At 62.3% G+C, this 20,061-nt stretch carries 21 protein-coding genes; 19 read left to right on the top strand and 2 right to left on the bottom strand.

Annotation, left to right across the window (positions count from 1 at the left end; genetic code table 11):
* Nucleotides 1-91: 91 nt before the first annotated feature.
* The 11 genes from NKH90_RS05430 (at nt 92) to NKH90_RS05380 (ending at nt 13,306) form a co-directional block, all read left to right on the top strand.
* Complete coding sequence (locus NKH90_RS05430) at nt 92-1,312, top strand: mandelate racemase/muconate lactonizing enzyme family protein (RefSeq protein WP_352817887.1); 1,221 nt, start codon at nt 92-94, stop codon at nt 1,310-1,312.
* A 137-nt stretch (nt 1,313-1,449) separates the two neighbouring features.
* On the top strand, nt 1,450-3,834 hold the full coding sequence (locus NKH90_RS05425; protein ID WP_352818414.1) for a thiamine pyrophosphate-dependent enzyme: 2,385 nt from the start codon (nt 1,450-1,452) through the stop codon (nt 3,832-3,834).
* Between the two features lie 34 nt (nt 3,835-3,868).
* A complete protein-coding gene (locus NKH90_RS05420) occupies nt 3,869-4,879 on the top strand; it encodes a C-terminal binding protein (protein ID WP_352817884.1) in 1,011 nt (336 codons plus the stop codon).
* The gene (locus NKH90_RS05415; protein ID WP_352817882.1) at nt 4,876-5,604 is read left to right on the top strand and encodes an E3 binding domain-containing protein; all 729 of its coding nucleotides are present in this window, start codon (nt 4,876-4,878) and stop codon (nt 5,602-5,604) included. Before NKH90_RS05420 ends, NKH90_RS05415 begins: the two co-directional genes overlap by 4 nt.
* A gap of 123 nt (nt 5,605-5,727) precedes the next feature.
* Nucleotides 5,728-6,498: a GntR family transcriptional regulator gene (locus NKH90_RS05410; RefSeq protein WP_352539239.1), complete on the top strand. Its 771-nt coding sequence runs from the start codon at nt 5,728-5,730 to the stop codon at nt 6,496-6,498.
* 57 nt (nt 6,499-6,555) lie between these two features.
* Nucleotides 6,556-7,620, top strand: coding sequence for a sugar ABC transporter substrate-binding protein (locus tag NKH90_RS05405; RefSeq protein ID WP_352817879.1), 1,065 nt, complete (start codon nt 6,556-6,558; stop codon nt 7,618-7,620).
* Nucleotides 7,621-7,787: 167 nt separating this feature from the next.
* Nucleotides 7,788-8,855: a substrate-binding domain-containing protein gene (locus NKH90_RS05400; RefSeq protein ID WP_352817877.1), complete on the top strand. Its 1,068-nt coding sequence runs from the start codon at nt 7,788-7,790 to the stop codon at nt 8,853-8,855.
* Between the two features lie 67 nt (nt 8,856-8,922).
* Nucleotides 8,923-10,425 (top strand): sugar ABC transporter ATP-binding protein, encoded by a 1,503-nt coding sequence (locus NKH90_RS05395; protein ID WP_352539236.1) that lies wholly within the window; start codon nt 8,923-8,925, stop codon nt 10,423-10,425.
* Nucleotides 10,426-10,458: 33 nt separating this feature from the next.
* Nucleotides 10,459-11,457, top strand: coding sequence for an ABC transporter permease (locus tag NKH90_RS05390; RefSeq protein WP_352539235.1), 999 nt, complete (start codon nt 10,459-10,461; stop codon nt 11,455-11,457).
* A complete protein-coding gene (locus NKH90_RS05385) occupies nt 11,454-12,422 on the top strand; it encodes an ABC transporter permease (protein ID WP_352539234.1) in 969 nt (322 codons plus the stop codon). The genes NKH90_RS05390 and NKH90_RS05385 overlap by 4 nt, the downstream gene beginning before the upstream one ends.
* A 2-nt stretch (nt 12,423-12,424) precedes the next feature.
* Nucleotides 12,425-13,306: an SMP-30/gluconolactonase/LRE family protein gene (locus tag NKH90_RS05380; protein WP_352539233.1), complete on the top strand. Its 882-nt coding sequence runs from the start codon at nt 12,425-12,427 to the stop codon at nt 13,304-13,306.
* Nucleotides 13,307-13,652: 346 nt separating this feature from the next.
* Here NKH90_RS05380 and NKH90_RS05375 read toward each other — a convergent pair whose 3' ends face one another.
* The gene (locus tag NKH90_RS05375; RefSeq protein ID WP_352817872.1) at nt 13,653-13,952 is read right to left on the bottom strand and encodes a hypothetical protein; all 300 of its coding nucleotides are present in this window, start codon (nt 13,950-13,952) and stop codon (nt 13,653-13,655) included.
* Nucleotides 13,953-14,047: 95 nt separating this feature from the next.
* Complete coding sequence (locus tag NKH90_RS05370) at nt 14,048-14,803, bottom strand: SDR family NAD(P)-dependent oxidoreductase (protein WP_352503877.1); 756 nt, start codon at nt 14,801-14,803, stop codon at nt 14,048-14,050.
* A gap of 190 nt (nt 14,804-14,993) precedes the next feature.
* Between NKH90_RS05370 and NKH90_RS05365 the strand changes: the two genes are divergently transcribed.
* The 8 genes from NKH90_RS05365 to NKH90_RS05330 all read left to right on the top strand — a co-directional run bounded on the left by NKH90_RS05365 (nt 14,994) and on the right by NKH90_RS05330 (nt 19,993).
* Nucleotides 14,994-15,566, top strand: a complete 573-nt coding sequence (locus tag NKH90_RS05365; RefSeq protein ID WP_352503876.1) for a L,D-transpeptidase — start codon at nt 14,994-14,996, stop codon at nt 15,564-15,566.
* Nucleotides 15,567-15,765: 199 nt separating this feature from the next.
* Nucleotides 15,766-15,900 (top strand): ABC transporter, encoded by a 135-nt coding sequence (locus tag NKH90_RS05360; protein ID WP_352503875.1) that lies wholly within the window; start codon nt 15,766-15,768, stop codon nt 15,898-15,900.
* Nucleotides 15,901-16,039: 139 nt separating this feature from the next.
* A complete protein-coding gene (locus NKH90_RS05355; RefSeq protein WP_352503882.1) occupies nt 16,040-16,612 on the top strand; it encodes a hypothetical protein in 573 nt (190 codons plus the stop codon).
* 200 nt (nt 16,613-16,812) lie between these two features.
* Nucleotides 16,813-17,400 carry a protein-S-isoprenylcysteine O-methyltransferase gene (locus NKH90_RS05350; RefSeq protein WP_352503881.1) on the top strand — a complete coding sequence of 196 codons (588 nt, stop codon included), beginning with the start codon at nt 16,813-16,815 and terminating at the stop codon, nt 17,398-17,400.
* An 11-nt stretch (nt 17,401-17,411) separates the two neighbouring features.
* Entirely contained in the window at nt 17,412-18,191 is a 780-nt protein-coding gene (locus tag NKH90_RS05345; RefSeq protein WP_352817869.1) for a hypothetical protein, read from the top strand.
* Nucleotides 18,191-19,078, top strand: a complete 888-nt coding sequence (locus tag NKH90_RS05340) for an SDR family NAD(P)-dependent oxidoreductase (protein WP_502893803.1) — start codon at nt 18,191-18,193, stop codon at nt 19,076-19,078. Before NKH90_RS05345 ends, NKH90_RS05340 begins: the two co-directional genes overlap by 1 nt.
* 289 nt (nt 19,079-19,367) lie before the next feature.
* Complete coding sequence (locus tag NKH90_RS05335; RefSeq protein WP_352539228.1) at nt 19,368-19,715, top strand: ester cyclase; 348 nt, start codon at nt 19,368-19,370, stop codon at nt 19,713-19,715.
* Entirely contained in the window at nt 19,628-19,993 is a 366-nt protein-coding gene (locus NKH90_RS05330; protein ID WP_352539474.1) for an ester cyclase, read from the top strand. The genes NKH90_RS05335 and NKH90_RS05330 overlap by 88 nt, the downstream gene beginning before the upstream one ends.
* Nucleotides 19,994-20,061: the final 68 nt, after the last annotated feature.

Here is a 20,061-nt window from a genome sequence, read left to right as displayed (position 1 = left end):
ACGGAAATTGATACCGGTACCATAAATGGCTGTCAACGGGGATGTGCTATTGTCCGCCGACCGAGCGGTCGGTCGGTACAGGGAGGAAAAAATGAAAGTCGTCGCGCTCGAAACGCTGCAACTGGCGGAGTTCCCGTTCCTGTTCTGGCTGCGCGTCCACACCGATGCCGGCCTCATCGGCACCGGCGAGACCTTCTGGGCGCCGGGGCCGGTCGCCTCCTACATCCACGACAATGTCGCCGCTTACCTTCTGGGCAAGGACCCGCGCGACATCGAACTGCATGACCGTACGTTGGGCAGCGTCTATGTCGGCGCGCGCGATTCCGGCGCCGAGGTGCGTGGCAATTCCGCCGTCAACATCGCACTCTGGGATATATATGGCCAGGCGCTCGGCGAGCCGGTCTGGCGGCTGCTTGGCGGCCGTACCCACAAGACCGTGCCGATCTACAACACTTGCGCCGGCTACAAACATGTCCGCGCCACGAAGAAGAACGCTCTGTTCGAGCGCGGCGAGGACTGGTCGCTCAAGGCAGGCGATTCGAACGAAGGCCCGTATGAGGATCTGCTCGCCTGGCGCCACAATGCCGGCGACCTCGCCAAAAGCCTGAAATTCGAAGGTATCAAGGCGATGAAGATATGGCCGTTCGACATTGCCGCCGAGGCCTCGAACGGTACGCGCATTTCGCTGGCCGACCTCGACAGCGCGCTGCAGCCGTTCCAGAAAATCCGCGACGCCGTCGGCCGCGACATGGAAATCATGGTCGAACTGCACGGCCTGTGGACCTTGCCGCCGGTGCTGCGCATCGCCGAGGCGCTGAAAGCCTACGACGTCGCCTGGTTGGAGGAGCCTATCCGCTACAACGAGCTCGACGCCATGGCCGAGCTTGCCCGCCATACCTCGATCCCGATCGCCGCCAGCGAAAGGCTGGCCTCGCGGCAGATGTTCAAGCAACTGATCGACAAGCGCGCCGCTTCGGTGATCATGATCGACCTCGCCTGGTGCGGTGGTCTGTCCGAGGCTCGCAAGATAGCCAACATGGCCGAAGCCAGCGAACTGCCGGTCACCTTGCACGACTGCACCGGGCCGATCGTCTACTCCGCCAGTTGCGCGCTGTCGGCGACCTTGCCGAACGTCAACTACCAGGAAGCCGTGCGCGCCTATTTCACCGGCTGGTACACCGAGATCGTCGCCGACATTCCGCTGGTCAGCGACGGCCATGTCGTGCCGCTGGAGGGGCCGGGACTTGGCCTCAGCTTGCGGCCGGAGCTGTTCGAGCGTCCCGACGCCACGGTCCGGATCACCAAAATCTAGCGCCTGCGCGCCTCTGTTCAGTGTCGGTAGACATTATGCTATTATAATCTATTATGCGCCGAAGCGGGCGACCAACAAGCTCGCCGCCGGCGCTCTGCCGTCCGGCGTCAGACGTATTCAGGGAGGCTTTGGTGGCAATGTCTGGGGCGCGCACGCGCGAGGAGTCCAGGGGTGCGCCAAACCTCCCCGACCGCAAGATTCTGCTCGATCTGTTCGAACGCATGGTGCTGTTGCGCCGCTTCGAAAGCATCGCCCAAATCGCCTGCCGCAAGGGCGAAACGCCCGGCTTCCTGCATCTCTATATCGGCGAGGAGGCGACGGGCGTCGGCGTCTGCGCGCATCTCAGGCCGACCGACTGGGTCACATCAACCCATCGTGGCCATGGCCACGCGCTGGCCAAGGGCGCCAACCCCGGACGTGTGATGGCGGAGCTGTTCGGCAAGGTCGACGGCATTTGCGGCGGCCGTGGCGGCACTATGCATCTCTACGACCGTTCGGTCGGCCTGTTTGGCACCAATGGCATCGTCGCCGCCGGCATCGGCCATGCGGTCGGCATCGGTATGAGCGCCCGCCAGCAGGGCCGTGACGACATCGGCGTGGCCTTCTTCGGCGATGGCGCCGCCAATCATGGTGGCTTCCACGAGGCGCTTAACTTTGCCGCCGTGCAGCGCGCGCCGGCGGTGTTCGTCTGCGAGAACAATCTCTACGCCACCGCCACGCCGCTGAAATCCGTCACGCTCAATCCCGAAATCGCCACCAGGGCCGCGTCTTACGGCATGCCAGGCGTTGCCGTCGACGGCAACAACGTCTTCGCCGTCTGGCTCGCAATGAAGGAAGCGACTGAGCGCGCCCGCGCCGGCAAAGGTCCGACGCTGATCGAGGCCAAGACCTATCGCACCGTCGGCCACCATGAGGGCGATCCAGTCATCGGCACCTACCGCACGCAGGAAGAACTCGACGCCTGGATCAGGCGCGATCCGATCGACATGTTCCGCAAGAAGCTGGTCGAGGACTATGGCATCGCCGACACGGAAGCTCTCGCCGCCATCGAAACGCGGATCGACAAGGTGGTCGAGGAAGCGCTGAGCTTTGCCCGCAATTCGCCCGAGCCCGACCCGGCAACGGTGCGCCTGCATGTCTTTGCCGATCCGATCAACCCGCCGGCAGCGCTGCAGCCGCGCGCCGTCGGCGAGACGCGCACGCAAGGCTGGCTCGAGGCGGTACGCGACGGCATCGCCGAGGAAATGCGCGCCAATCCGGCAATCCTCTATTTTGGCGAAGGCACCGGCGAGCGTGGCGGCAGCTTCGCCCACACCAGAAACCTCTGGCAGGAGTTCGGCGCCGAGCGCATGGTCGATACGCCGATTTCCGAACAGGGCTTCACCGCCGCCGCCGTCGGCGCCTCGGCTACCGGCGCGCGCACGGTCTCCGACCTGATGTTTGCCGACTTCGCCTTCGAGGCCGCCGGCCAGATTTTCCTGCAGGCCGCCAAGTTGCGCTACATGACCAGCGGACTGATGAGCGCGCCGATGGTGGTGCGCGTCGGCGCCGGCGCGCTGCGCAGTTCCGGCCCGCACCACAGCGGCATCTATCATCCGGTCTTCGCCCATATGCCGGGCCTCATCGTCTGCGTTCCCTCGAGCCCCGCGGATGCCAAGGGGCTGATGAAGACAGCGCTGAGGGCCGGCGATCCTGTCATCATGCTCGAACCCAAGGCGCTGTTCGCCTCCAAGGGCGAGGTGCCGCTTGGCGAACATTTTGTCCCGTTCGGCGTCGCACGCATCGCGCGGGCCGGCACCGACATCACCGTCGTTGCCGCAGGGCAGATGGTGCAGCGCGCGATTGAAGCGGCGGAGGCATTGGCGGCCGAAGGCATCGAAGCTGAGGTGATCGATCCGCGCACCATCATGCCGCTCGACATCGAGACGATCGTCGCCAGCGTGCGCAAGACCCATCGCCTGCTCATCGTCGACGAGGCCTGGGCGATGTGCGGCCTGGGTGGCGAGATCGCGCAAGCCATCAACGAACTTGCCTTCGATGAACTCGACGCTCCGCCCGGAAGGCTGCACACCGCGCCGACCTCGCATCCCTTCGCGCCCGTACTGGAACGCGCCATGCTGGTCGACACGGCGCGCATCGTCCAGGGCATGCGCGACGTCATCGCCGGCAAGCCGCCGATTCCCGATCACTGGTACACGGTCGGCCTGAAAAGTGCCGCACCGGCTAAATCGGCACCTGCTCCCGCCAAGGTTGCGCCCGCTGCGCCGCAGGTACCCGCCGCCGGCGACGACGAGCCGGTGACGATGCCGTTCGGCGATCTCACCGTCAGCGAAGGCACCGTCATCAAATGGCGGAAAGCGGTCGGCGATGCGGTCAAGGAAGGCGAACTGGTCGCCGAGATCGAGACCGACAAGGCCGTGGTCGAGATCGAGGCGCCAGTCAGCGGCACGCTTGCCGCGATCGACCAGCCGGTCGGCGCCGTGGTGCCGATGGGCGGCCGCATTGGCGGCATCAAGAAATAGTCACCACTCTCCCTGTAAAATCTGAAGGGCAAGCATGAAGATCCTGTGCGCCAACTGGCAAGCCGCCGATGAAGCCGAACTCGAGCGCGAGCACTATCCCGACATCGAGTTCATCCTCGCCAGATCGACCAATGACAAGCCAGCCATGCTCGATCCGTCGGCCTGCGAGACCGCCGATGCGGTCATCAACTATTCGCCGACCCACAATGTCGCTGCCGCTCCCACCGCGTTTCCCAAGGCCAGGATCGCGGTACGCTCGGGCGTCGGCTTCGACAACATCGACACGGCAGGCTGGGGCGCGCGCAAGATACCGGCCTGCAATGTGCCGGACTATGGTACAACCGAAGTCGCCGACCACGCCATCGGCCTGATGCTGGCGCTGACGCGCGGCACCTCCGCCTATGGCGCGGAACTCACCGGCAATGGCGCCGAAGGCTGGCATTTCTCCAAAGCGCCGCTGGTGCGCCGGCATAAGGGCGCCACCTTCGGCATTGTCGGACTTGGCCGCATCGGCCTCGCCACGGCCCGCCGCGCAGCCGCCTTCGACATGAAGGTGGTGTTCTACGACCCGCATCTGTCGTCCGGCGTCGACTTGTCGACAGGCTACGAGCGGGTCCATTCGTTGGCCGAGCTCATGGCGCGCGCGGATGTGGTGAGCGTCCACACGCCATTGAGCGAGGAAACCCGCAAGCTGCTTGGCGCGGCGGCCTTCGCCGCGGCCAGGCCCGGGCTTGTGCTGATCAACACCGCGCGCGGCCCGATCGTCGATCTCGACTTGCTCGAAGCAGCCATGCGCGCGGGTACCGTCACCGGCGCGGGGCTCGACGTGCTGCCAAGCGAACCCGGCGATCTCGAACATCCGCTGCTGGCGGCATGGCGACGCCGCGAAACATGGATCGCCAACCGCCTGATCGTCACCCCCCACGCCGCCTTCTACAGCCCGGCATCGATGCGCGATCTCCGGCTGAAATCGATCGAGGTCGTGCACGCATATCTTGCGGAGGGGCGGCTGACCAACTGCGTCAATTCAGAGTATTTGAAATGAACGCAATGGCGGCGCAGGCAAGGCGTCTCGCCGTTTCCCCATACGCCCGCCGCCTGGCGCGCGAGCGTGCGCTGCCGCTCGAAGTCCTTCGCGGCAGCGGGCCCGGTGGCCGCATCCTCGCTGCCGATGTCACCGGCTACGTTCCGGCTGCCACGCTGGTCGTTTCGCCTGATATCGCCGCCCCAGCGGCGGAGCCTTCCACTGCTGCGCCCCGGATCGCTGCCTTTGCGACGTCCGTTGCCCTCCGCGCGCTGCGAGACCTGCTGGCGGCACTGGAGAGCTCTGGAAGGCTGTTCGACATTGACGACGTGCTGCTGCGCGCGGCGGGCAGAGCATTTGCCGAGATACCGGACGCCGCCAGGATCGGCACGGCATCCGTGGCGCTGGAACTGGCGGGCCGGCAAGCCGTGTTCGACATGATCCCCGAAATGTCTCTGATATCGCTGTGGGAGACGCGGCTCACTGCTTTGGCCGACAGTCGTGACGATGCGGAAAAACCTGCCGCATTGTCCCTGCGGGTGTTGCCGGCAAGCGACGTCAGGCCGCTCATGATGCCGCTTCTGCCAGCCCGCGCCATGCGCTTGACCGTCTCGCTCGACACATCAGGCGATCACGCCGAGTGCCTGCTGATGGCGGATACGGGAAGCATTGACGAGGCAGCGGCGGCCTTATGGCTTTCGAGCCTGAAAGCCGCGATCGAGCATCCGCTTCGGCTCTTCGTCTGAGACGGTTGATGATCGTCGGGCTTGTTTTTTGATCCCAAAACCGGAGCCACTTTTGGGTGACATGCAATAGCCTCCGGCGCAGGAAGCTATTATAAAAGCTTCGACACAGGCGCGACGAGGCACATGGATCACTCCGTTCCCACCATCGACAGTCTTCCCAAGCGCACACTTGGTCGCGCCAACGGCCCGCTTTACCGCCAGCTCGCCGACATCCTGCGCGAGCCGATCGGCAACGGCACCTTTCCCGTCGGCGGCGAACTGCCGAAGGAGGCGACCATCGCCGAACATTTCGGCGTAAGCCTGATCACCGTACGGCAAGCGTTGCGTGACCTCGAGGCCGACGGGCTGATCAGGAAGCGGTCGGCCAAACCGGCTGTGGTCACGGCGCGCAGTCCATCGGTCAACCTGAGCTGGAAATTCAAGAACTTCGCCGACATGGCGGCCTTCACCAAGGACGCGCAACTGACGGTGAAATCCTATCGCAAGGAGGTCTCCCCAGTGCTCCAGCGCCATTTCGGCATGGGCAAGGACGAAGCGGGCTACTGCTTGCGCGGCATCCTGTCGGTGGGTGAGCAGAAGAAAGCTCAGATCACCAGCTATTTCCCGCCAACTGTCGGAGCGAAGCTGAAGCGGGAGGATTTTTCCGACGTGCTGATCTTTCGTTCGGTGCAACGGCATCTCGGCCTGCGGCTGGACGTCGCGCATGTCACGGTCCGCGCCGAGATCGCCGATGAGGTCATCGCGGACGACCTCGGCATCGCTCTCGGCAGTGCGGTGCTGAGTGTGGAGATGCTCTACCAGTCGGCCGACCAGCAGAGCATCGAGTTCACCATCGCGCGGCATCCGGCCGATCTCTTCAGCATCAGCTACGACGCGCCGAACGATCTGGCCTGAACCCGATCGGCGGCATTGGCGCGCGTCGATTTCCTGGTCCCGGTCAGGAGGAAAATCATGAAAGCAGGCGCATTCTTCGCCGGCCTTGCGGTGATCGCGACGACTTTGCTGTCGATCGATACCGTGCCGGCCAACGCACAGGACAAGAAGCCCTACACCATCTATCTGTCCAACAATTTCGTCGGCAACGACTGGCGCCAGCAGATGCTGCGCAGCGCCGACATCGCGGTCACGAAGCCGCCGCTTGCCGGTCGCGTCGACCTCAAGGTCGAGGTGGTCGAGACCACGGTCCAGGCGCAGATCAATTCCCTCAACAACATCGTTCGCAACAAGCCCGACGCCATCGTCATCGACGCGGGCTCCGGCGAAGCGCTCAACCCGACGATCGAGAAGGCCTGCAAGGCCGGCATCGTGGTCATCGCCTTCGACCAGATCGTCAGCGCGCCCTGCGCTTACACGATGGAGTCCGACTGGGGCCGCGCGCCGCGCGTGGAGGCCGAATGGCTGGTCAAGAAACTCGGCGGCAAGGGCAAGATCCTCGTTGATCGCGGACTTGCCGGTGCTCCGATCTCCGCCCAGCTGCAGGGTGGGTTCGAGGAAGTCATCAAGAAATATCCCGGCATTGAAGTGGTCGGTTATTTCAACGGCGACTATGCGCTGGGACCGGAACAAGCCGGCATCGCCAGCCTGCTGGCGGCGCACCCGCAAGTCGACGCCATCTTCGTCCAGGGCTACGGCGCCGGAGCGATCAAGGCGCTGCAGGACGCCGGTCGTCCGATCGTTCCCATCACCGGCAGTCCGTTCAACCTGACGACGACGACCTGTGCGCAGACCCAGGGCGCCCAGTGCATCCTTGCACCCAACCCTGCCTATCTGTCGGCCGAGGCCTTGAAGCTGGCGGTGGAGATACTCGACGGCAAGAAGCCGGCGGAGAAAAAGATCCTGCTGCGCAACGCCTTCCTCACCACCGATCCGGTCCCGTCGGGATTGTATCCCGACGCGACCATGCAGAAGATAGAGGTCGGCAAGAATGCCTTTCCGGACATGGCGCCAGGCCTGTTTCTTCCCGTCAGCCCGGGCTGGGTTGAAATCACCCCTGCCGAGGCCGCCGGCGCCAAATGAACGACGTCTGCCGATCGGCGGCGAAATGGTCGCCTCGAGGCTCCTCCAATGCGCCTTGGCTTAAATTGACAAGGCGCATTGGTACCGGTATCAATTTATGTGCAGCACCCATCAAGATGGCGAAGTCCGTCACCGGCTGATGCAGGAAACACGAAGGAGGAGAGATCATGAAACTGAAGACAGTTTGCGGCGGATTGGCAGCTCTTGCCATGTCCGCAATCGCGGTGAGCACCGCGCCGAGCCACGCCGAGAACAAGAAGACCTACACCATCTATCTCTCGAACAATTTCGTCGGCAATGACTGGCGCCAGCAGATGGAGCGTGTCGCCAACGTTTCGGTGAACAAGGGGCCGCTGAAGGGCCGCGTCGACCTCAAGATCGAGAATGTCGAGAACACCGTCCAGGCGCAGATCAATTCGCTGAACAACATCATCCGCCAGAAGCCGGACGCCATCCTTGTCGATGCCGGTTCGGACTCGGCCTTGAATCCGACCATCAAGAAGGCCTGCGACGCCGGTATCGTCGTCATCAGCTTCGACCAGGTGGTGACCGAACCCTGCGCATTTGCCGTCGCGTCCGACTGGGATCGCATTCCCTCGGTGATGGCCGAGTGGATGGCTACGCAGCTTGGCGGCAAGGGCAACATCATCCTCGACCGTGGTCTCGCCGGGGCGCCGATCTCGGCACAGTTGCAGCAAGGCTATGAGAAGGTGTTGGCCAAATATCCCGACATCAAGGTCGTCGGCTACTACAACGGCAACTATGCACTCGGTCCGGAACAGTCGGGTGTCGCGGCCCTGCTTGCCGCCAATCCGAAGATCGACGGCATCATGACGCAAGGCTATGGCTCCGGCGCTATCCAGGCGCTGAAGGATGCCGGCCGCCCGATCGTCCCGGTCGTCGGCTTCTCCTACAATGTCGCCGCCGTTACTTGCGCGCAGACGCAAGGCGCCAAGTGCATCCTTGGCTCCAATCCTGCCTATCTCTCCTCGGAAGCGATCAAGCTCGCGGTCGACATTCTCGACACCGGCAAGAAGCCCGCCGAGCGCTCCGTCTCGGTCAAGGGTGATTTCGTCACCACCGATCCCTTCGAGTCCAAGCTTTACCCGGGCACCAAGATGATCAAGATCGCGATCGGCAAGAATGCATTTCCGGACCAGGCGCCCGGCCTGACGCTGCCGATCACGCCCGACTGGGTCGAGATCACCGCTGCGGAAGCCGCCGGTACCAAGTAAACTCCTGTCAAACGCCCCTGTCTCCCGGCGGCGCAAGGTGTCGGGAGAGCTTTTCGAAGGCGCATTCATGGACCTCGTCACCGTCAAAGGCTTGTCCAAACGCTATGGCGGCATCGTCGCGCTGAGCGAGGCGACGTTCAGTGCCCGCGCCGGCGAGGTGCACGCACTGCTCGGCGAGAATGGCGCCGGCAAAAGCACTTTCATCCAGATCCTGTCGGGCGCCGTGCAGCACGACGGCGGCTCGATCCTGGTCGATGGCCAGGACTATCGCCCGGCCAATCCGGACGCCGCCCAGGCGCTCGGCATCGCCGCCGTCTTCCAGGAACTGTCGCTGATCCCCGATCTCAGCGTCGAACAGAATATCTGGTTCCGTCACGAACCACGGACATTGCTGCGCATCGTCAACCGCGGCGAGATGCGCCGCAAGACGCTGGCGCTGCTCGACAAATATAGTTTTCCGGCATTGCGTCCCGACCAGGAATTGCGGCGGCTGACCCTGGCCGAACGGCAGATTGTCGAGATTGCCAAAGGCTTGGCCAAGGACCCGCGCATCCTGATCCTTGACGAAGCGACCTCGGCGCTGCCGGCGCGGGAGGCGGAGTGGCTGCTCAATTTGACGCGGCAATTGGCGGCCGAAGGCCGGCTGGTGATCTTCATTTCGCACCGCATGGCCGAGGTGCGCGCCATCGCCGACCGGCTGACCATCTTTCGCAATGGCAGCACCGTCGCCGCGCACGAGGCGAACGCCGTGTCGGACAACGAGATCGTCACGCAGATGATCGGCCGCCATCTGGACAGGCTTTATCCGGAGCGTGTGTCCACAGCGACAGACCACATCGCGCTGAGGGTCAGGAACTTCTCCAGCGGCAGCCGGCTCTCCGGCGTCGACTTCACGCTGCGCGAAGGCGAGGTGCTGGGTGTTGGCGGCTTGCAGGGCCACGGCCAGCGCGACCTGTTCCAGGCGCTGTTCGGCGCCAGCAAGGCGAGCGGCACCCTCGAACTCTGGGGCAAGCCGGTCTCGATCGGCAATCCGCGCCAGGCGCTGACAGGCAAGGATGGCATTGCGCTGGTGCCGGAGGACCGGCGCGGGCAGGGCCTGCTCCTGACCAAGAGCGTGCGCGAGAACCTGACCCTGTCCGTTATCAGGCGTTTTACCGAAAATGGCTTGCTCAGCCGACAAAAGGAATTGGCTCTGGTCAAGGAAATGGTCGACTTCCTGCGCATCAAGGCAGGCACGCCGGAACAGCTCGCCGGCACGCTGTCCGGCGGTAACCAGCAGAAGGTGATCTTCGGCAAGATGCTGCTCACGCAGGCGCGCGTTTTGTTGCTGTACGATCCGACGCGCGGCGTCGATGTCGGCACAAAGGGCGAGATTTTTCAGCTGATGCGCGACCTCGCGGCCAAGGGCTATGCGATCCTGTTCCATTCCAGCGACATGCCGGAACTGGTCCATGTCGCCGACCGGGTGCTGGTGATGCGCAATGGCCGCATCGCGGCGACGCTCGAAGGCGACCGCATCTCGGAGGCGGGCATTTTGCGCGCCGCCATGCTCGACAGCGAGGCGGCTTGAGGCATGGTGATGTCCGCGGAGCAAACTGTGGGGATGGCGCAACGACCTGCCGAAATGAAATGGACGAGGCCCGGCATCGACTGGCGCGGCCGCCTGCTCGACCGCGCGCCGTTCCTTGTCGCCTCCCTCATGCTGGCCTTGATCGTTGCCATCTATGGCAGCCTGCAGGCCGGTGTCTTTTCGCTGGACGAACTCAACCTCGACACGGCCGCGGCTATGACGCTGATGCTGGCGGCAACCGGCCAGACCATCGTGCTGGTGCGGGGCGGCATCGACCTGTCGATCGGCGGCATGATCAGCCTCGGCACGGTGATCGCGGCGACGCGCTTCACCGATGATCCGTCGGCCACAGCACTTTGGGCGCTGATCATCCTAGCACTCGGCTTCCTGATCGGCGCACTCAACGGCCTGCTGATCTCGCTGCTCAAGCTGCAGCCCTTCCTGGTGACGCTTGCCACCTGGTCGATCCTCAACGGCGTCGCCATGATCATCCTGCCGACCGATGGCGGCAGCGTTCCCGGCTGGTGGGTCGGCTTCGCCTCGGCACAGCTTGTCGGCCTGACGAGCCCGGTCTGGATGCTGCTGGCGCTGCTCGTGTTCTGGTGGTGGTTTCGCGCGACGCGTGTCGGCATAGCCATCCAGGCGACTGGTTCCAACGAGAAATCAGCCTTCCTGTCCGGTGTTTCGATCACCCGCGTCAACCTCGTCACCTACGGCCTGTCCGGCCTGTTCGCGGCCGGCGCGGCGCTGTTTCTGGTGACGCAGACCGGCGCCGGTTCGCCGACCATCGGCAAGGACTATATCCTGCCTTCGGTCGCGGCCGCGGTCATCGGCGGTGTCAGCCTGTTCGGCGGTCGCGGCCATCTTGCCGGCACGGTGATCGGCGCCTTCGTGCTCACCCTCATCGGCAATCTCGTCTTCGTCCTGCATGTGTCGAGCTACTGGCAGCCGGTCGCTTCCGGCATCATCCTCCTGCTCTCGGTGCTTGCCAGTTCCGTTGCCGAAAAAGCCGCAAGGAACCGTGTCCAATGAGCGCCTTCCTTGCCCGCAACCGCCTCATCGTACTCGCCTATGCCGGCATGGTTGTGCTGCTGCTGGTCACGGCTTTGTTCTCGCCGGGCTTCCTCTCAGTATCCAACATGCGCTCGACTATCGTGCTGGCCGCCTTTGTCGGCATCGTCGCGCTCGGCCAGACCTTCGTCATCATAGGGGGCGGCATCGACCTGTCGGTGCCTTGGGTGCTCAACTCGGCGGCAATCGTCATGGCGCTGCTCTGCGGCGGTCGGGATCTGCCGCTGGTCTGGGTAATGCCGCTGCTGTTCGCCGGCGGCGCCTTGATCGGGCTGTTCAATGGCGTCGGCGTCGCCCGGTTCGGCGTGCCGCCGATCATCATGACACTCGCGACCAATGTCATCCTGCAAGGCCTGATCCTGGTGCTGACCGGGGGCTCGCCGACACCCTCGGCACCGGCCTTGATCCAGTTCCTGTCGGTCGGCCGCATCGGCGGCTTCCCGGTCATCGCGCTGATCTGGCTCGCGCTGACACTGGTGGCGACGCTGCTGCTGTCCAAGGCGGCATTCGGCCGCCATCTTTATGCGCTCGGCACCAGCGCCACGGTCGCTGAATTCTCCGGCGTGCCGACGGCGCGCACCACCATCCTGACCTTTGTCATCTCCGGCCTCACCGCCGCTTTCGCCGGCATGTTGCTCACCGGCTATTCCAGCCAGGCTTATCTCGGCATGGGTGACGCCTATCTGTTCACCTCGATCGCGGCAGTCGCCATCGGCGGCGCCTCGATCCTCGGCGGCAGCGGCCACTATCTCGGCACCGTCGCCGGCGCCATGGTGCTCACCATCCTCACCGGCCTGTTGCCGGCGCTCAACCTGTCGAGCGGAGCGCTGCTCATCGTCTATGGCGCGGTGATCCTGCTCACCGTGTCGATCGGCAGCGAGACCTTCGCCGGTCTCGGCGGCAAGATGCGCAGAAAGGAGAGCTGACCATGGTCGAAATCACCTGTGTCGTCGATGCCAGGGCCGAGCTCGGCGAAGGCACGCTCTGGGACCCCAAGGCCGGCGTGCTGTGGTGGATCGACATCTGGAAGAAGCTGATCCATCGCTACGATCCATCGACCGGCAAGGACGAGGTCTTCGAGACGCCGGAATATCTCGGCTGCCTTGGCCTGCGCGAGAAGGGCGGCCTGGTGCTGACCATGACAAACGGCTTCCATTTCTTCGACCCGGCAACCGGCAGGTTCGAGGCGATCGTCGACCCGGAAGCGCATATGCCGAAGACCCGCTTCAACGACGGCAAGCCGGACCGCCAGGGCCGCTTCTGGTCGGGCTCGATGTTCGAGGTGCCGGGCCAGCCGATCGAATTCATCGGCGCGCTCTACCGGCTCGATCCAGACCTTTCGGTCCACAAGATGATCGACGGCATCGGATGCTCCAACGGGCTCGCCTGGAGCCCGGATTCGAAAACCATGTATTTTTCCGACAGCCATGCCGGCGCGGTGTGGGCCTATGATTTCGATGCCGCCACCGGCGAGATCGAGAACCGCCGCACCTTCATCGACATGAGGGCGACCGGCGGCGTTGCCGACGGTGCCACCGTAGATGCCGAAGGCTGCTACTGGGTGACCATCCCAGTGACCGCCAAAGTCTGCCGCTATGATCCCGACGGCGAACTGATGGAAACCGTGATCTTGCCGACCGACCTGCCGACCTGCTGCGAATTCGGCGGCAAGGACCTCGATATCCTCTACGTCACCTCTGCCGTACTCCGGCGTCCGGCCAGTCACTTCGTCCGCCAGAAGCATCCGGGCGGATTGTTCGCGCTCGATGTCGGCGTCAAGGGCCTTATCTTGCCGGCGTTCAAGGGGTGACCCGCTTTGGCTAAACAGCCGGCATGACCAGCGGTGTCTCGAACTTGCGTATCAAAGGCGACATCAGGACATCTGCTTGGTAAAGACCGCTTACGGCGCCTCTGCGACGTTCGTTGGCACCACCAGATAGCAGGCTCGGCCCCTGAAATCATTGAAGATTTTTGGACAGGGCGCTACCAAAGTTTCAGTTTTTGTTGCTATTTCAATAGCTTATCCGTAGGGTGGTAGCGGGAGAGGGATACCGCCAATACAGTGCTGTTACTGAATTCACTTGCTAAATTGAGTCCCTGCGCCTGTTGGCGGTTCGAATCGCGTGCTGTGCGCCACTTTACGATTTTGCGCGATTTCATACCCTGCCGCGGACGGATGCCGCATCACGCCGCCGACAGCCGCACGTGGAACTTGCTGTCGGTTGCCGAAGATTGTGGCAATCCGGACAGACCCGTCGAAACAGGGTGTAGGCTTTCGCCTCCTGGGTCACAACCGCTGTTTGCAGGGTGGCCATGATCTTCTTGCCGTCGTCGATCGACAGGCCCAGGTGTCCTTCACGCAGACGCTCATCGCTTTTGTCGATCCGGACCTCTCGGCGACAGATGTCGCCGAATTCGTTCGTCCCTTCGATCGAAATCGTCCACTCCATTCCCATCACTACCTCCGAAACCAAAGAGATGGTGATGGCCCAGTCGACGCTAACAAATCGTGGCCGCGCTCACCCCAGAGAAGTTACCGGTCTCCACTGCACTAATGGGCGGTGTAAGCTCCGTCCACCAGATGGTAGCTCCCAGTGATAAAGCTGGCCTGGTCGGACAACAGGAAGCACACAAGAGCCGCTACCTCTTCCGGTTTCCCGCGCCTGCCCATCGGCTGAAGACCCGCCATGCGCCGGCTGGCTAATGCCTCCATTTGCTCCGATAAAAGAGGCGTTTCGATCCAGCCGGGGCCGACGACATTGATCCGGATGCCCATCCTAGCATATTCAATCGCCGCAACCTTGGTTAATCCAACGACCCCGTGTTTCGCTGCCGTGTAAGCGGACGCAGTTGGCAAGCCGACGGAACCGAGAACAGAGGACATGTTCACGATGGCACCTCCGCCTCGATCCAGCATCGCGGCGATTTCGTACTTCATGCTGTAGAAAACGCCATTGAGATTAACGTTTATCAGTTTGTGCCAGTTGTCGAGCGGATAGTCTGCCGTTGCTTTTCGAATGCCGTCGATACCTGCATTGTTTACCGCCATATCCAGTCCGCCGCATTTCTGGACAGTGAACTCGATCAGCTTTTCCACTGCTGCCGCATCCGTGACATCTACCGCAAAGTCGTAGGCCCTGCCTCCTTGCGAGCTTATTTCGGCGGCTGTGCAGCGCGCGGCCTCGGCATCAAGGTCGGCGACAACAATCTCGGCTCCTTCTTGCGCGAGTTGCCGTGAAACAGCCGCACCTATTCCGGAGCCTGCGCCGGTCACAATCGCGACTTTACCATGGAAGTCAGGCTTCATCGGCTCTGTCCTATGCCATTTCTGACATAACCGAACAGAGGCAGACGGTCATCGCAAGAAGTTTCGCTCCAATTCGCTTGTTTAATCCTGTGAATTCATTTTTGCCACCACACAGCGAGACTTGGCCCGCAGGCCTCGGAATGGTAGAGACGAGGGCGGCGGTAGATGACCAGTTTCCTAGCAGGTACAAATGGAAGAACACCACATTGCGCGCCGGGGGCTCGTGCTGGGTAGTCTGGCTCTGATGATCTCCGGATGCACGTCGATTTCATCCGCGTTCGGACCAAGGCGTGGCCTGAATCCTCGTTACCGACGGCAGCATGTGCGGTACGACGGAAACGAGCCGGCCGGAACGATCGTCGTCGATACTTCGCACCGTTTTCTCTATGCCGTCGAGTCTGACGGGTGGGCGACGCGCTACGGCGTTGGCGTCGGCGAGCAGGGACTTTCCTTCAAGGGTACAGCGACCGTCGGCCGCAAGGCGGACTGGCCGTCGTGGACACCCACCGCCAGCATGATGCAGCGCAAGCCGCGCCTGGTGCAGTATGCAGGGGGGGTCCCTGGCGGACCAAACAACCCGCTTGGTGCGCGTGCCCTTTATCTCTATCGAGACGGGCGCGACACCCACTTCCGGATACATGGTACAAACGAGCCATGGACGATAGGCACAGCGGTATCGAACGGGTGCATCCGTATGATAAATGACGACGTCATTGACCTCTACGACCGTACTCCTTTGGGCACGACGGTGGTGGTTGTTTGATGGTGGGCAGGCCTGATCTTCGTTGGATGGTGAACCCTGCCAGCACGTCACCGCAAAGGTGCCGCCGGCAACCGGGTGCCAACTGTGTCATTTCTGCACTAGGCGTTGGTGTAGATCGCAGCTAACTTCGTGGGGCTGCATATCGTTTTAGTTGTGGCGATTCCATAGGCTATTCCGCCCCCGGGGAAAGGATTGCTTGATGAACAGGATATTGATTGCAATGGTTGCTGTGCTCGCCGTTGCCAGCCTGAGCGGCTGCGCGAACGACTGGATCGGCAAAGGAAAGGGTAAGGCTCCGGCACCCGCTCCGGTAGAGCAACCAGTGATTAAGTAAGGACCGGCTTGTATGGGGAAGGGGTGCCAAGCCCTTCCCCATACATACGCAGCCGGGGCTTTGGCCGGCTTCATAGCGGTTGGCGAGCATAGGCCGTTATTAGGTCTGTGCTTTGTGAAGTTCGGGAATGGACGCGGCGATGACGCTTCTAAGTAGCCGTCTCTTGCTTGTGGCGTTGGTGGCCCTCCCGGCAGCGGCATGTCAGACGAAAGACCTGCCGCCCCAGCCGAATTTCGTATCTTATGCCGATGGCGGAGCTGCGCCTCAAAAAAACGACGAGCGGTACTTCATCGAGTTCCGCTCCCGCTACGCCCTAAGCTACGGCCACACCTACGCAGTTTTTGGGCGCCTGGACCGGGCCGGGAGAATGATCGATCCCCAAGTCGCGGGCCTTCACCCGGCTTCGAACAGTGCGGTTCCCTATGTTCTGGGCCATATCGTGCCGGTGCCAGCCGAAACCGGGTGGAGCGACGGTGATCTGGAAGAACCATACAGATCCGCAAGCTGGCAAATCATATTGACCCGGGCCGAATACGACAAAGTCGTTGCCTACATCCGCAAGCTGCAGGCGAGCTCGCATGTCTGGCAGGCGACGGTCTTGAACTGCAACGGCTTCGTGGCGGACATCGCTCATTCCATGGGATATAAGACTCCCGCCATTCAGCTCCGGCCGCAACAATTCATAACCGAGCTTCGGGAGATGAATACATAACCAAGATTCGAGGGATGAATGGGACCGAATGCGATCGGTACTGCCCCTCCGGCTTTCGCGTCTGCGGACTAACTCGGAGAGGATCGCTGCGCCTGAAGGTCGGCCGGTGACGAAATCGAGACGATGGGTGAAGTGGCCATACTCAGGGGCAGCTGCTACAGTCGCGATCGCAGAAAGGGCGCTGGTGACCTGAAGTGAGCATTGCGGCAGCCTCACTTGGCGAGGTCATTTGGGTGATCGGCATCGTTGCTTGGTACGTGATTCGGTATCCCTTCGAGCGCCGGGCAAGGCGCGTGCGAATTGTAACTGGCTACCGCTCACGTTCCGACATCGTCGGGCTTGCATCTGCTCTGTTTGGCCTCGCAATCCTGCCTGCCTTCTATGTTGTCACCGGCATGCCCGCAGCGGCTGACCACCCGGCCAGCGTTTGGGCCGTGGCTCTCGGCACAATCATCTTCTGCTCCGCGCTATGGGTTTTTCGCAGATCCCATAAGGAACTTGGCCGGAACTGGTCGATTACGCTGGAGATTCGCGAACGGCATGAACTCATCTGCGCCGGACCATACGCTTTGGTCCGCCACCCGATGTATACCTCGTTCCTGCTCATGGGCCTCGGCCAGGTCTTTTTGCTGGCGAACTGGATTGCGGGCATATCGGGTTTGATTGGGTTCGCAGTCCTTTTCCTGCTGAGAGTGGACGAGGAAGAGCGTATGATGCTGGAGAATTTCGGCCCGCAATACCGTGCCTATATGGAAAAGACCAAGCGAATAGTCCCTTATCTTTATTAGAGGTACGTTTTATGCGAGGCCGAGCCCTCAAGCTTTCCGCGCCCCGGCGCCTTGTTGGCGATCTGATGAGGTTTTCGATCGGCGTGCCACGGGTCGCGGTGCAGCGTCAGATGAACCTCAGCCCACTCGTAAGGGCTAGAATGGCGCAGCAGACCAGGCCCTCCTGGACCGCGATCTTCCTGAAAGGATATGCGCTTCTTGCCCTAGAGATGCCGGAGCTGCGGCGCGCCTATGTCAAGTTGCCCTGGCCGCAGCTTTATGAGTATCCGGCAAGCGTAGCCTCGATTGCCCACGAGCGCGAATATGATGGCGAGCCGGCCGTTCTGCTGAGCTGCATCAAGTGCCCGGAGCGCTACTCCATCACGGAACTTGAGGGATCCATCCATGCGGCTCGATCACGGCCGATCCTGGAGGTCCCGGAGTTTCGGCGTGCCTTGCGGGTGGCAGGTGCGCCCGCGCCAGTCAGGTGGCTGCTTATGTGGCTAGGGTTGAACATCGCCCGGCAAAGGGCAAATTACTTCGGTACCTTCCAACTGTCGGTCTATTCTGGTCTCGGTGCGGAATCACTCAACCCGCTGACACCACTGACCACGCTTCTGAACTACGGTCCGATCGGCAAAGACGGATCGGTGAATGTCCGCATCCACTACGATCACCGGGTCATGGATGGAGCGAACGTCGCACGAGCACTGGAGAGATTCGAAAAGATCCTGAACGGCACTGTCGCCAATGAAGTGATGCTGCTCGGTCAAGGAGTTTCCGCTCCTGCAAGACAGAGGAAGGCGACGTGATTTCGCACTGTGAATACCGGCCAGCTATCGTCGTGATTGGCGGCTCGGGTGGAATTGGCCGGGCGATTGCGAGCGTCGCGGCAAGGGAGCGCGGTGCGGTTGTGCTGGTTGCCCGCTCGCCCGAGGGTTTGGCCGCCGCGGCGTCTGAGGTTAGGGAGGCGGGCGGCGAGGCATTCACGCTCGAGTTGGATCTCGTGGCAGGCGATGCGCCGACGCGCATGGAGGGCTTTCTGTCCACACACGGCCTGGTCTGTGATGTCCTGGTCAACAGCGCCGGCTATGGCCTGCGGGGCGCGACGACGGCGCTGCCTATCGATGATCAACTGGGCATCATCGATCTCAACATACATTCCCTCACAGAACTGACCCTCCATTTTCTGCCGGGAATGGTGGCGCGCCGACGGGGCGGGGTGCTCAATCTCAGTTCCGTGGCCGGGTTCGTTCCCGGGCCTTATATGGCTCTGTACTTCGCCAGCAAAGCTTTCGTGCGCTTCTTCTCAGAGGCGCTTCACCAGGAATTGCGCCGAACCGGTGTGACGGTCACATGCGTTGCACCAGGCCCGGTGTCGACGGAGTTTCTCGCAAGATCAGGCGCCAATCAGACGGCGCTCTTCAACATCTTGCCCAAGGTGGATCCGGAGTATGTGGCCGAACGGGCGTGGCGAGGGTTCAAATCTGGTCGTCGCCTCGTCGTACCGGGAATCTCGGGCAAGTTGGCTGCCCTGGCGGCAGCGCTCCTGCCTTCAGCAGCGCTGCTGCCCCTGGTCGGCCGGCTGCAACGCGGCGGCAATGATCAATGTCCTTGCGGTTCAGGTATGAAGTTCAAGAAATGCTGCGGTACCCGCCAGATTCAGCTACGCCGGGGCCCTCGGGGAATTATCCCCTGAAGGACCAGCACGCCCGCTCGCTATTTCAGAAGTCCCCGATGGTCTTGGCAACGACCAAACGCTTTCCACCTGAACCGTTGCGGCGCTCGTGCATGAAGTCCCTCTCGGCCAGCGAGACAAAAGCCAAACCTTCCAGACCTACCGCCCTCCAAGCGACCGCCATCTCGGCGTGGCCAGCGCTCGTTCATCTACTCGACTCTTCGAGTCACAGGCGGCTCAGCACGGTCACTGCCGACGATGCAGCCTGCCAGCGAATGGAACCGGGTACAGCAGCCCATGTCCGATTCTGATGCCAATAAAGCCATCGTCCGCCGCTATTTCGATATGTTCCGGTGATCTGACCCAGCTCGCCGACATTGTTTCGCAGGACTATGGTGACAAGCTGAATGAACAATCCTCTGGCATCGACGTCATCCGCGGCTATCTCGAGGGCCTAAAGTCCAGCTTTCCCGATTTCACTTGGACCATCGAGCAGATCATCGGCGAGGGCGATCGGGTGGCGGTCATGAATCGCGTCAGCGGCACCCAGGTGAAAATGACTTCGGTGAGATCAAGGCGACCGGCAATCGCGTCGATTTCGCTGCTTTTCAATTCTATCGGATCGCCGACGGAAAGCTCGCCGAGCACTGGGAGGTAGCCGACTTCGCCAAGTTCCAGGAGCAGCTGACCGCCAAGCCGCCAGGGAGTGCCTTCAATGCTTTTCATGCCTTGGCAGTTATCTTAAACTTCCACCGATTGCGCCGCACTTCCTCAGCTACACCAATGCCAGCTTTCCCGTACGCAGTGACCTCGCATGGCCTCAGGGAAGGCGCATGCGGCGCAGCAAAAACCGGAACAGCGACCGAACCCGATTACGGCGCCGGATTCTGGGCGCGTACTGCTTCGCTGAAGCTACGCAGGACCGGGCTCTCGTAAACCGAACTCCGGCTTCGCCACGCTACGCCGGGATTTCGGCCATCCGGCTTCCATCCCTCGCGCAAGCA

This window comes from Mesorhizobium sp. M0898 (genome assembly GCF_040319695.1).
Lineage (GTDB): Bacteria > Pseudomonadota > Alphaproteobacteria > Rhizobiales > Rhizobiaceae > Mesorhizobium.
Note: the sequence above shows the minus strand (reverse complement) of the source record. Positions and strands in the feature narration are given on the sequence as shown.